Raw genomic sequence first — 13,476 nt, forward strand, 5'->3', positions numbered from 1 at the left:
GTTATGAAAAAAAACCCACATGCTGGAAGTCATGTGCCTATTCTTTATTGCCTAAAGTGGATCCTCATGGTAAAATTTACATTGCTGCTTATTGTCGCTTTCTGCTACAATAGTTACGCTATAACAAGCTTAGCACAAGGAAATGTAACATTAAAAAACAAAAACATCAAGTTCAAAAATCTCATCCAGCTTATCGAGAAACAAACAGACCTGCGGTTTATTTATAGCGACAAACAGGTTGATAAGGTTGTAATCGAGGAGATAAATGCATACAATAAACCATGGAAACAGCTGTTAGCGCCCATTTTAGCCACAACAGGTTTCCGTATGCAACAGATCCAAGGTGGACGCGTTATCCTTTCTCAAATAGACAACCAGGAATTAACCAGCACAGGAAAGGTTGTAAATAGTAAAGGAGAACCGCTACCTGGTGTATCGATTAAGGAAAAAGGATCCGATAAAGGTACGCTCACAAATGATAACGGTGAGTTTTCCCTTCCCGTAAAAAACCAACAAAGTATGATACAGATCAGTAGTATTGGTTTTATTACGCAAGAAATTCCATTTAGCACAACGGCTGTACAAATCCAACTCAAAGAAGATCTGGCACATCTAGAGGAGGTTGTTGTGGTCGGTTATGGTGCACAAAAACGTATCAACTTAACGGGAGCTGTTTCCACCATAAATGGAAAAGAGCTCGAAAACAGACCTGTCGTCAATGCGACACAAAGTCTACAGGGCGTTGTCCCTGGCCTTAATGTTAATGTTGGAGGCAATACCAAACCTGGACAAAGCTTTAACCTCAACGTACGTGGTATGGGAAATCTTAGCGGTACAGACGGGCCATACGTATTAGTAGACGGCATGGAGATGTCACTGGCGGATGTCAACGCGAGTGATATTGAGAATATCTCCGTTCTAAAAGATGCATCGGCCTCGGCTATATATGGATCACGCGCCGCTTATGGCGTAATTTTGGTGACCACCAAAAAAGGTGCTGCGGGCAAAAAAACGATCAACGTAAGTAGTAACACAGGCTTGACCTCTCCAGTAAAATTGCCAGAAATGGTCAATTCGGTAGACTTTGCTAATTTCTTCAATGCTGCAACGTTTAATGCACTGGGCACAAAACAGTATTCCGAGGACAAGATCGCTCTACTCCAACAATACATCAATGATCCGACCAGTGTCTCCATCTTTCCTGAAGTCAATACCAATAACTATGCAAGTTGGGAAAATAGTGCCAATGGCGTTGCCAATACCAATTGGTTTGACCTACACTACAAGCCTACGGCGCTCCGTCAGAACTATAACGTCAGCATGAGTGGCGGAAACGCTGGAACGCAGTTTTATGTTTCAGGTGGTTTCTATGATGAAGACGGGATTTTACGTTACGCCGACATCAACTACAAACGTTATAACTTCAATAGTTCCATTCAGTCGAGCTTAACCTCTTGGCTAAAGGTAAAAGCAAATGTAAAATATACAAGAAGCAACAACCAAAGTCCGCTGGCTGGTTTTGAAGGCATGTTCTTTCACAATCTGGCACGGATGCGCCCCAATGTCTCCCCCTACGATTTTTACGGAAACTGGACCGAACAATCCATGGTTCCTTATCTACAATCTGGCTCAAAAGACAACCTGACGGACAACACATTGGCCCTACTCGGCGGACTGGAAATATCTCCTCTCAAAAATTGGAAGATCTTTGCCGATCTAAACTATCGTCTAGACAATAGTGCGAACGAAATACTAAAACTTCCCGGCACAATCTATGGTATTGATGGCACGACTTATTTAGTAAATCGTTCGGAATACAACATCCCACTCGGCGGTAGCTACGAACGCATGATGAACAATAATAACTACCTCACACCCAACATATACACCAACTACAAAGTAGCCGCTGGCAAGCATAATTTTGACCTCACGGCTGGTTTTCAGCAGGAGTTAAATACCTTTAAACAGCTGTACTCTTCGTCCATAGACTTAATAAGTTTCGACCGTCCTGGGATCAATCTTTCGACCGGTACCAAAACGAGTAACGAAGCGAGAAACCACTGGGCTACCCGAGGTGTTTTTGCTCGTGTAAACTACAACTTCAATCAGAAATATTTATTAGAGATCAATGGTCGATACGACGGATCTTCTCGCTTTGCCCGCGGAAACAGATGGGGCTTCTTTCCATCTATATCAGCAGCTTACAACATGAGCGAAGAGTCCTTTATCAAGAATAAAGTAGGCTGGATCGATCAGTTGAAAATCAGAGGTTCATACGGTTCGCTCGGGAACCAAGCTGGTGCCGGACTGTACGCTTATTCGGAAAATATGAGCATCGTTGTCCCTGGAGCAAATGGTAGCGGAGGTTCCTACTATTTTCAGAATGGACGAGAGAGCTACATCAATGCACCGGGAGCTTTCAATCCTTTAATAACCTGGGAGAAAGTAAGAAGCGCGAACGCGGGTCTAGATTTTACGTTCCTAAACTACCGATTAACAGGAACAGTAGACCTATACCAACGGAATACGAAAGATATGCTTGGTCCTTCTAAGGATGTTGCCGACCTTTTTGGAACCACCCCAGCAAGGAGTAATAATGCCGATTTACGCACCCGCGGTTGGGAGTTAAATATCAAATGGCGCGATAAGATTAATGACGATTGGGGCTACAATTTAGGTTTAATATTAAACGATTACGTATCGGTCGTTACCAAATACCAGAATCCAACAAAATTTAACCCGGCTAGCCAATGGTACGAAGGCCGTACCGCGGGCGAGATTTGGGGGTACCAAGCGAACCAACTTATCCGGACCAAAGCTGAGGCAGATGTTTACAACAAACTGGATCGTTCATTTATTTCAGCGCGTGACTGGATTCCTGGTGACCTCATGTACCTAGACACCAATGAAGACGGCAAAATCAATAATGGTAACAACCGTATAGGTGATATGGGTGATTTGTCGATTATCGGCAATAGCACACCTCGTTACAGCTACAGCTTTTCAGGAGGTTTGAGCTGGAAGGATCTATCATTAAATATGCTGTGGCAAGGAATTGGTAAAAGAGACTACAGTCCCGGTTTTGCGGACGCCTATTTCTGGGGAGCGGGAGCGCTTGCACAGGTAACCGTTTTTAATCAACATTTAGATTATTTCTCGGAAAACAATCCGGATGGTTACTATCCAAATCCTTACGCCGCACCTGCTGGCGCCATTAATTCATACATCAATAAAACGCAACTTACATCAACACGTTACCTACAGAGTGCGGCATATTTACGCCTTAAAAACCTAACCATTAACTACAGCCTTCCAAAAGCACTGACGCAACGGTGGAAGTTTGAACGGATTAACGTCTTCGTAAGTGGCGAAAATTTACTCACGTTCAGCCGACTAGCAAAAATGTTTGATCCCGAGACGATTGAAGGGGGCTCTGGAATGGGTAAGATATATCCATTGAGTAAAGTTTATTCCTTTGGTCTTAATATTAACTTCTAATTGCCGTTATGAAACATAAGAATAATCCTACATACTTTATATTAGGGCTCCTGAGCATCCTTTTTTATGGATGCGACAGTAGTTTCCTTGACCGCGAACCGCTCGACCAATTGTCAACGAGCGGAAGTCTATCATCGACCAACGAGCTACGCCTATATCTGAATCAGTTTTATCAGGGATTACCTAGTCATCCGGCCTTTACTGGCGGAAATGGAATTGCTTTTGACGATGCGAAAACCGACAATATGATCTTCACGACGGTCGACAACAGGCTCAATGGGCAAATGACGGTATCCAATGCCACAGCTATTGACGAGTATAAGCAAATACGGTCGGTAAACTTCTTTATAAAACAGTCTGTACATGCAAAAGGCAACCAAGCCGATATCAATCAATATCTCGGGGAAGCATACTTTTTTAGGGCTTGGCATTACTTTACGCTCGTCAAAAAATATGGTGATGTATCGTGGGTGAACACCCTCTTGAATTCAGAAGATGAGTCGACGTATCTAGAGCGAGATAGCCGTGTGGTTATTGTGGACTCCATACTGAGCGATTTGGATCGCTCTATCAACCTACTAAAAGTCCAGGCCAATAACAGTACAATGCGGGTGCACCGCGATGTCGCGCTTTCCCTCAAGTCTCGAGTCGCCTTATATGAAGGTACATGGCAGCGTTACCATAAGCTAAAGAACACGCCTTTCTTTACCGCAACGATAACAGAAGATAAGATAAAAAGCTACTTAACCCAAGCACGAGATGCGGCAAAGGAAATTATTGATGGAAATCGCTGGCGTATTTACAGTACGGGAAAATACAACGACGACTACCGCAACATGTTCAACACAGCAGACCTATCCAACAATGGAGAGGTGATGCTTTACCGTAAGCATAATCCGGCTGAAAACATCGGTCACGGTGTCTCTAAGTATCTGTCCACTGGCGGTGGAGATATTGGCTTAACGCAGAGCTTGGTTGGGGACTACTTGACATACGATGGAAAGCCTTTTACTGGCGCTTTACAAACGGAGATTCAAAAAATCTATGGTCAAGACATGCGACCGAGCGTTCGCGACCCTCGTTTAGCACAAACGGCCGTCTTACCGCAGGCACCACTTCGCCCAGATGCAGTTGCCGCAAACTTTCCACCCATCAACCAAAGTGGTTTTAATCGTTCTACAACAGGATATCCCCTTTACAAATATGTAGAATACACGAATATGGCTGCCACCACAGATGACGGGATGAGTGCAGCTCCTGTTATCTACTTCCGATATGCAGAGGTATTGCTCAACTATGCGGAAGCACTTGCTGAGCTTCAGGAAGACCCGACTAAAATCATTGAAGCCCTCCGTCCACTGCGCGCTCGTATCAATATGCCTGATATGGATTTCGATCGAGAATACAACGCCTCCGTGGAATATCCTTTCTCTACATTGAGCAAGTATATCCAAGCCGTGCGCCGTGAGCGTCGTGTAGAAATGGTTGCAGAAGGCACTCGTTTACAGGATATCTTCCGTTGGGCTGCTGCAGATCAACTTATTGTAGGCAAACGTCCTTTAGGTATTTTATTTACGGGGAGCAATATTGTGCAAGAAAACACAACAACAGGATTCTACAAAGATAATCTCCTCTATTATGATACGGCACCAACAGGTAAAAGCATTAATTTCTATTTAACAGGAAACCCGGGAGATGCAACACGCTACATGGACCCATACAAAAGTGTGCTTCCAAATGGATATCGTTTTCGCACAGACCGAGACTATTTACTACCTATCCAGCAAAGGATGATCGAACTCACAAATGGAAAATGGAAACAAAACCCGAACTGGTAACATTGACAATTATGAAGACATTATTATTAGAAAAAAGAAATTACGGTTTTCTCATCCTCTGCTTTTTAATTACATTTAGTAGCTGTAAAAAAGAAAACCTGCCCGCCAAACCTATACCTGGACCGTTTCAGGTGAGTAGTACCATCACGAATGAAATAGAAAAAGGTGCTGGAACCTTTACGCTGACGATCGAAGGAAGCACCAATGGCTGGTGGATTACCCTGCCTGATAATGTACAGTGGTACAGCGTTGAGCGGAGGTATGGCTCGGGCACCGTTACGCAGAAATTGAGTATCAAAGCAAATGATACTGGCCTCCAGCGAACAGGATGGGTTAAAATCAATTCTACATCAAGCGAAGAGGTAACTATTAATTTTAAACAAAAAGCATTATGAGGAAATCGTTTATTTCCCTGCTTCTGATCATGTGTGCGATAAGTATCCGCACACATGCCCAACGGCAACCCAATATCATCATCATTATTTCTGACGACCACGCTTACCAAACTATTGGTGCATACGGTTCGAAGCACGGCAAAACGCCCAATATCGATCGTATTGCAAACGAAGGCGCTTTGTTTAAAAACACATTCGTCAACAATTCCATCTGCGGGCCAGCCCGCGCCACCTTGCTGACGGGGAAATACAGTCATAAAAATGGCTTTAAGGACAATGAAACATCAGAATTTGATTTCAGTCAGGATCTATTTGTAAAACAGCTGCAACAGGTCGGGTACAACACCGCTTGGGTAGGAAAAATACACTTGGGTGATAAACTACAAGGGTTCAATTACTACGACATTCTAGTAGGTCAAGGAACGTATTTTAATCCTGATTTCATCAGTAAAGAAGGCCGCCATCGCAACGAGGGTTATGTGTCCGATATCGTCACCGAGAAAGCGCTAAACTGGTTGGATACCTTAGACCAGAACAAACCATTCTGCCTGGTTATTGGACATAAAGCGACGCATCGCACATGGATGCCTGATCCAAAAGATTTTGGTCGCTATGATACCCTTAACTTTCCTCTTCCCGAAACATTCAACGATGATTATAGTACACGCAAAGCAGCGGCATTACAAGAAATGTCTATCGACAAGGATATGCAGATGGGCTACGACCTGAAGATGTTCAAATCAGTAGAGGATATGATGAAAGACGGCAACTTCAAACGGATGTCACAAGCACAAAAAGACAGCTATATCGCTTACTATCGCCCGATTTATGAACAACTAGAAAATGCTAACCTTACCGGAAAAGCACTTGCTGAGTGGAAGTTCAATCGCTATATGATTGATTATCTCAATACAGCAGAGTCCATGGATCGTAATATTGGTAAAGTGTTGGATTATGTCGACCAACGCCAGCTAACGGATAATACTATTGTTATCTATCTGTCAGATCAAGGCTTCTATATGGGCGAGCATGGCTGGTTCGATAAGCGCTGGATGTATGAGGAGTCTTTCCGTACGCCAATGGTTATGCGTTACCCCCCACTTATTAAACCGCACACGGAGCTCAACGCGAAAGTGGTGAATGCAGATATAGCACCAACGCTTTTGGAGCTTGCGTCCGTTAAGAAACCTGCCGCAATGCAGGGAGAGTCCTTTGTCCATATACTCCAAAAACCAAAGCAGGAACACCGTAAAGATTTGTTTTACCATTACTTTGAAAATGGCGAACATGCTGTGAGTCCGCACTTTGGTGTTCGTGATGATCGCTACAAGCTGATTCGATACTACAAGCGTGTGGAAAGCTGGGAGCTTTTTGATCTACAAAAGGATCCTGCTGAACTTCGCAACTGCTATGCAGATCCGGCGTATCAGAGAGTGGTGAAGCAAATGAAAAAGAAGCTGGCCAAACAGATTCACTTGTTTGACGATACCGAAGCGGAAACAATCTTTAATACAAATATTGATAAATAATAAAACGTAGTAAGCAAACCGAATTGTGATTTAATTGTTAATCGGTTAAGACGGCCTCACTTTCGCTTTTTTTGTGTAGCTCGAAGGTCTACCTTTGTACCACAATACAGTTAAAATAAATATTCACAAATTATTGTTTTATGAGAGTTTTATCCCATTTTCTAGTAGGATTATTCCTTTTGTTTAGTGTAAAGGCAATCGCTTGTACCCGTGTTGTTTACAAAGGGCCTAATGGCAACATTATCACGGCACGGAGTATGGATTGGAAAGATGAAATCGCAGCCAATATTTGGGTTTTCCCCAAAGGGATCGAGCGGAGTGGAGAGGTTGGTCCTCAATCTATCAAGTGGAAATCTAAGTATGGTTCAGTGATTGCTAGCGCTTGGGATATCGCAACGACAGATGGAATGAACGAGCGTGGCTTGGTCGCCAATGTACTTTGGCTGGTGGAATCTACATATCCTAAATTCGACCCGAATGGTAACAGAAAAGGTCTTTCTATCTCGGCATGGGCACAGTATGTCCTTGACAATTACGCTACTGTAGAAGAAGCCGTAAACGACCTCCGTAAAGAATCTTTTGCCGTCGTCAGTGATTACGTTCCAGGCACGACAAAATTCACTACGCTTCATTTATCAATCTCTGATGCAAGCGGAGATAACGCCATCATGGAATATATCAACGGCAAACTGATCATTCACCACAGCCCTTCCTATACCGTTATGACAAACTCTCCGGTTTTTGAGGAACAGCTCGCACTTAATAACTATTGGAAGGGGATTCCGGGAACAGTGATGCTCCCTGGCACAAACCGTGCTGCAGATCGCTTTGTACGCGCATCATACTATATTAATGCGATTCCACAAACCGAGGACACACGAGTGGCTGTTGCGAGTGTATTTAGTGTTATCCGAAATTGTTCGGTGCCGTTCGGTATCAGTTCGGAAACCGAACCAAATATCTCCTCCACCCGTTGGCGTTCTGTTGCTGACCAGAAAAATAAAGTTTATTATTTTGAAACAGTATTGACACCCAATACCTTTTGGGTCGATCTTGAAAAATTTGACTTATCAGCAGGAGCAAAGGCCATGAAGCTCGATCTGACCGGATTTAAGACCTACAATGGTTTAGCAAATGCGAGCTTTGCCGCAACAAAACCATTTCAGTTTTTAGGCATATAACTGAAATCAGGGTGTTCTACAAAATGTAGAACACCCTGATTCCCTCTAAAAAGACAATTTCCTAATTCACCTCATTAGGAAATCGAACTCGTTGTCCGTCCGACTTATCATACGGGAACTGCGCTTCCATCCTTTTTAAGTTCTGGGTCAAGACCTCACTCAGCTCTTTCACCTTCTTCCGATTTTTCCCTGCCAGGTCTGTTGTCTCGCCGATATCATTTTTAAGATCATACAGTTCAAGACGCGCTTTTTTCATGTCGTAAACAAGCTTAAAATCTCCTTGACGAACAGCCGAAAAGAAGTTGATACCCGGACCGTCAGGAACCGTCCACTTATTGGGGATATGCCAAATCAACGCCCTCGAATCCCAAGCCTTATCACTTTGTCCATCAATTAACGGAACGATACTTTTACCATCTATCTGCTGTTGTACGGTCGAATAGCTTTTCACCTGAGCAAGCTCCAATATAGTAGGGAAGAGGTCTTCAATAATTACAGGAGAAGCTACGGTCCGAGCTTGGTGACTGTTCGCATTTTTAATCAGTAATGGAATTCGGATTCCTCCCTCATAAATCGACCCTTTGCCCGCTCGCAGCGGTAAATTTTGCGTATGATTTGGTCCCGTACGCATCGGTTGCAGGCTCAATCCACCGTTATCACTTAGAAAGATAATAACTGTATTATCATACACGCCTTTATCCTTCAAGAATTGCACGACATCACCTATACTTTTATCAAATCCTTCGACCAAAGAAGCATAACCTGCCTCCACAGGATCCATCCCTTGATCCAGATATTTCTGAACAAAACGAGGATCCGGTTGGATCGGAACATGTACCGCATAATTAGAGAAATTTAGAAAAAATGGCTCCTTCCTTCTTATTGGTTCCGCGATTGCTTTAATGGCTTCAAGCGTCAACGCTTCCGTAAGGAAAGTCTCACCACCATGGTACTCCATCAAGTCTGGTACCGCTTGAAGACTAGCTCTACCCGGTACATTTCCGTAGTTATCTTTCGCATAATAGCTCTGTGGATGTCCCGCGGAATGTCCGGCAACATTCACCATAAAACCAAGATTCAACGGACTTGCGGCGGGAGTTCCTGCAGATCCCCAATGCGCTTTTCCAATATGTATCGTAAAATAACCTGCTTCTTTCAGGAGCTGTGGAAAGGGTGTGGCATAAACAGTTTTTGGGATGTTTGGAATAGGGCTCATTCCATTTATATTCCACTCTGGTGGAGTAAGCATGTCGTCGGGATTGTCCGTCGGTCTATTCGCCACAGGATGCGTCCAGTTTGTTACCTTATGGCGTGCCGCATTCAAACCCGTTAGCATACTCACTCGTGAAGGCGTACATACGGGCGTGGCATACGCATCTGTAAATTTCGTCCCTTCTTTGGCTAAATTCTCCAAAAAGGGGGTATTGAATTTTTTATTCAACGGTGTAACCTCTTTGTAAAAAGGCACAGAAACATCCTGCCAACCTAAATCGTCTACAAAAAATACAATAATATTTGGTCGATCCTTTTTCTGTCCGGAAACAGAGAGTGCCATAAACAGAGCACCCAGCAGTAAACTTACGCTACACGTTCTTTTTGTTCGTTTCATACGAGTTCCGTTTTAACCCGTTCTCTTTGTCGGGAAATGATTATACAATGGAATAGGTTTATCAATATTACTTTAGGCAAAGTAACATATTTCCCCATCAAACACAAACACTATCTGGGCGATGAGCGATTACATCTTCTACAAGATTTAGAACATGCCACAACTTTAATACGAGATCTCTTTCCGTTTTCGGACAGTGATATCAAAAACCAGGAGGAAATTCCCTCTGCCAGTCATCCATTATTGATCAGCATTTTCCTTTTCGAATAGTTTGATGTTCTGTTCTATCGTTTTTTCGGTTTGAAGAATATCTAAAAGGATCATTTTTAAGGTCTGCTTGGTGTTATGATCGGTTGCATTTATGTTGGTATACAGAAAGCTCATTAAAAATTGAGTTTTGTCGCTTAATGTTCCTTTCAATTCTTCAATATTGGATAGTGAAGCGACCCTCGTATAGTCAATTAAATCAATTTTACTGCCGGAAACAGCCTTCCAGGCATTAATTCTAATCCGAGGAATAAATATTCCTTTAGACCGCATCACAATATCCTGAATAGTAACCTCTTTATGGGTTGAATAGAAGTCCAATGAATCAATCAACGATTCTTGTTGGGGTATCGTTGCCATGATATCTTCTCTCGATTCCTTTATTTCACTGTCTATGGTTGAAAACACTTGATCGATATAGAGTTTATCTTTCCTTTGGGAGTTCCAATTATCAATGAAAAGAGCGATAAGAATACCCGCAATTACAGGAATAATCTCTTTAATAAACTGAATCGTATAATTCTTAAATTTTTGCTTCATGGGTTTTCGTTTTGTCTATAATAGGAGGTCCTTCATCATTTGAACAGTTCCCCATTTTAAAAGAGTAAGCAAATATAAAAAAGCCATTCTACATATCTAGAATAGCTTTTTGAATAGACCTCTGCTAGGATGAATATACAGGCCATGGAAAGCAAGAAACTACAGGTCTTTATGCTTCGTTAAAGCTGGTTTTCAACGTTTAACACAAGAAAACATCGCCGTATCGCTTGGTAGTCAATCCATATTAATTCCCAAAACGATAACTCAGAGATAATAAAACCTTACGATTATCAGGAAAATCTGAATAAAATATCTTTAGGTCACCGTGTTCACTCGTAAGCTGTGGATTAGCATTGCGAAGCAATCCATTTACGGCTAATTTAATCATTCCACGATCGCCAAACATTTTCTTTTCCGCTGCTAGATCTAAACCATAGCGCTGATCTGTTCGCGATGGTCCCGTCGTCACCCCCGAACGATAATACATAGAAATCTCCGATCGTATCCCATATTTAAACTGTAAAGTATGCCGACTGTTGGCGGTCCAACTAGAGCCTTTCGCATCTAAATTAACCTGATCAATTTCTCCCGAATAATCATTGTAAAAAGCATTCACATAATGGCTAGCAGTCCACCATCTCGTTAACGTTTGATTATACATAACGCTTGCGCTGTAGTTAAGATAACGTCCGATATTTTCAGGTTTAGAAAGGTTCTCTCCAACTTGATCTCCTCGACGCATGATCCAATTAATAATATCTTTTCCATAAGATATGCCCAATGTAGTGAACAATCGATTTTTGAAACCATGCCCTATTTCCGTGATATAACTCTTTTCTGGCTTCAAATCAGGATTTCCTTCGAAATAACTAAATGCATCTTCATAAATACGAAAAACATTGATATCATGATCCCCCGGACGCTCAATACGACTACTAAATGAAGATCGCAACATATGATTTTCATTCAGGTTATACAACAAGGATCCGCTTGGAAAGAGATCAAAGTAACGTTGATCATTTTTCTTATTTAATGTTACCTGATTCGCATTGATAAATGTGTACTCGCCGCGCAAGCCTGCTTGATATTCAATTTTTTTATACTTCCCTGAATAAATAGCGTACACAGCTTCAATATGTTGCGTATATTGAAAACGATTTGAAGTAGCTATATCCTTGACCCAAAGCTTGTTCTCAAGCACAGTATTGACCACATCATTATTGATAAAAAAATAAGTTCCTTTCCAGCCAAGCTCAATTTTATTGGCATTCGCTAATGGCCTACTGTAGTCAAGTCGACCGGCATACGTCGTATTACTTAGGTCCTGTACGTTGGTACGTCCTATTGCTTTTTCCGTATTATTCAAAAGATCAAAAACATCCGTTTCAAAACGATTATTATAATCATTACCGTGTGGCGCAAAATCAAAATTGAATTTTAAAAAGTGATCTTCTCCTTCGTATTTATTAGCATAATTGACATTAAATGTCCAATTTTTGTATGATTCATCAAAGTTGTTAAAACTTTTTGCCCGGCTAGCATGTACCTGATTGGGGTAGTTCCATGTATCCATTTCAATCGTTGCATATGGTTTATATTTACCTTCCATCCAATGCACACTTCCGTCCAATATTCCTCCATTTGCAAACTCATACTTCGCTCCAGCCCGAACACTGTGAGAGACCGCATTATCAAGATACTTTTTTTCATCTTGTCGTTGAAAAGACATCAAATTCCCTTGGCTATAAAAGCTCCGCTCTGTCAGATTATAACTGTTCGTCCGGCTATAATTTTCATTTCCTTGCACATACATATCCAAACCATTGACTTTATAATGCAGTCCTCCGCCAAAACCACCATCGAAAGATCGACCTTGACTACCCCGTAAGGAAACATCGCCACCAAAACCTACTTTAGTATTTCGTTTCGTTACGATATTGATAATTCCAGCAGTACCTGAAGCATCCTCGCGTGCCGATGGATTGCTCATCAGCTCAAGTTTTGATACCTCAGAAGCTTGTAGTCCACGCAGAATACTGGCTAACTGCTCTCCCGAAACATACATATCACGCCCATCTATACGAACGTTTGCCCCTGCTCGACCTTGAATAGAGAAATTCCCTTTACCATCGGAGACCAGTCCAGGAGTTTTTTCTAATAGCTCCAACACATTATTTCCCTCTGCCAATACACTTCCTTCCACGTCAACCACCATTTTATCTGCATATTGACGAATACTTGCCTGCTTCCCCACAACTTTTACCGTTTCTATGGCTTGTTCTGTTGGCTGCAAGAAAATCGGCACCACAGCTTGACTCGTGGTCGTTAATGTATAAGGTCTGCTGAACATAGAAACATAGCCCACAGAACTATAATGAACAAGATATTCGCCCTTTTGAAGTCCCCGCATCTCGAATGATCCATCCGCAAGCGCTGTTGTCTGCATCATTAAGGTTGAATCAGGTAGCTGTAGCAACCGTATTGAAACACCTTTCATCGGTAAGCCCCCCTCATCAAACACTTTACCAGATAAAGTGGCCTGCGCGAATGCCCCTAGCACAGAACAAGAAAATAACACGCATAGTATGGTTGATTTCATTATAATAGTCTCCCATGTCC

At 42.3% G+C, this 13,476-nt stretch carries 8 protein-coding genes; 5 read left to right on the top strand and 3 right to left on the bottom strand.

Annotation, left to right across the window (positions count from 1 at the left end):
* The first annotated feature begins 3 nt into the window (after positions 1 to 3).
* The 5 genes from E2P86_RS17600 to E2P86_RS17620 all read left to right on the top strand — a co-directional run bounded on the left by E2P86_RS17600 (position 4) and on the right by E2P86_RS17620 (position 8,441).
* Positions 4 to 3,498, top strand: coding sequence for a SusC/RagA family TonB-linked outer membrane protein (locus E2P86_RS17600; RefSeq protein WP_134433899.1), 3,495 nt, complete (start codon positions 4 to 6; stop codon positions 3,496 to 3,498).
* A gap of 8 nt (positions 3,499 to 3,506) precedes the next feature.
* Positions 3,507 to 5,336 (top strand): RagB/SusD family nutrient uptake outer membrane protein, encoded by a 1,830-nt coding sequence (locus E2P86_RS17605; RefSeq protein ID WP_134433900.1) that lies wholly within the window; start codon positions 3,507 to 3,509, stop codon positions 5,334 to 5,336.
* A gap of 11 nt (positions 5,337 to 5,347) precedes the next feature.
* Positions 5,348 to 5,731, top strand: coding sequence for a BACON domain-containing protein (locus E2P86_RS17610; protein ID WP_134433901.1), 384 nt, complete (start codon positions 5,348 to 5,350; stop codon positions 5,729 to 5,731).
* Positions 5,728 to 7,260 (top strand): sulfatase family protein, encoded by a 1,533-nt coding sequence (locus E2P86_RS17615; protein WP_134433902.1) that lies wholly within the window; start codon positions 5,728 to 5,730, stop codon positions 7,258 to 7,260. The genes E2P86_RS17610 and E2P86_RS17615 overlap by 4 nt, the downstream gene beginning before the upstream one ends.
* A gap of 140 nt (positions 7,261 to 7,400) precedes the next feature.
* Positions 7,401 to 8,441 (top strand): linear amide C-N hydrolase, encoded by a 1,041-nt coding sequence (locus tag E2P86_RS17620; protein WP_085473539.1) that lies wholly within the window; start codon positions 7,401 to 7,403, stop codon positions 8,439 to 8,441.
* 61 nt (positions 8,442 to 8,502) lie between these two features.
* Here E2P86_RS17620 and E2P86_RS17625 read toward each other — a convergent pair whose 3' ends face one another.
* From E2P86_RS17625 to E2P86_RS17635, 3 genes are all read right to left on the bottom strand, one after another.
* Complete coding sequence (locus E2P86_RS17625; RefSeq protein WP_240775540.1) at positions 8,503 to 10,050, bottom strand: sulfatase; 1,548 nt, start codon at positions 10,048 to 10,050, stop codon at positions 8,503 to 8,505.
* A gap of 240 nt (positions 10,051 to 10,290) precedes the next feature.
* Entirely contained in the window at positions 10,291 to 10,857 is a 567-nt protein-coding gene (locus E2P86_RS17630) for a hypothetical protein (protein ID WP_085473536.1), read from the bottom strand.
* A gap of 244 nt (positions 10,858 to 11,101) precedes the next feature.
* Positions 11,102 to 13,456 carry a TonB-dependent receptor domain-containing protein gene (locus tag E2P86_RS17635; protein ID WP_134433903.1) on the bottom strand — a complete coding sequence of 785 codons (2,355 nt, stop codon included), beginning with the start codon at positions 13,454 to 13,456 and terminating at the stop codon, positions 11,102 to 11,104.
* Positions 13,457 to 13,476: the final 20 nt, after the last annotated feature.

Origin of the sequence: Sphingobacterium psychroaquaticum (assembly GCF_004421025.1) — a bacterium.
Taxonomy (GTDB): domain Bacteria; phylum Bacteroidota; class Bacteroidia; order Sphingobacteriales; family Sphingobacteriaceae; genus Sphingobacterium; species Sphingobacterium psychroaquaticum.

Excerpts from the sequence above, each read along its gene's own strand:
- E2P86_RS17615 (WP_134433902.1), top strand. The coding sequence starts at position 5,728 with ATGAGGAAATCGTTTATTTCCCTGCTTCTGATCATGTGTGCGATAAGT.
- E2P86_RS17620 (WP_085473539.1), top strand. The coding sequence starts at position 7,401 with ATGAGAGTTTTATCCCATTTTCTAGTAGGATTATTCCTTTTGTTTAGT.
- E2P86_RS17635 (WP_134433903.1), bottom strand. The coding sequence starts at position 13,456 with ATGAAATCAACCATACTATGCGTGTTATTTTCTTGTTCTGTGCTAGGG.
- E2P86_RS17630 (WP_085473536.1), bottom strand. The coding sequence starts at position 10,857 with ATGAAGCAAAAATTTAAGAATTATACGATTCAGTTTATTAAAGAGATT.
- E2P86_RS17610 (WP_134433901.1), top strand. The coding sequence starts at position 5,348 with ATGAAGACATTATTATTAGAAAAAAGAAATTACGGTTTTCTCATCCTC.
- E2P86_RS17605 (WP_134433900.1), top strand. The coding sequence starts at position 3,507 with ATGAAACATAAGAATAATCCTACATACTTTATATTAGGGCTCCTGAGC.
- E2P86_RS17625 (WP_240775540.1), bottom strand. The coding sequence starts at position 10,050 with ATGAAACGAACAAAAAGAACGTGTAGCGTAAGTTTACTGCTGGGTGCT.
- E2P86_RS17600 (WP_134433899.1), top strand. The coding sequence starts at position 4 with ATGAAAAAAAACCCACATGCTGGAAGTCATGTGCCTATTCTTTATTGC.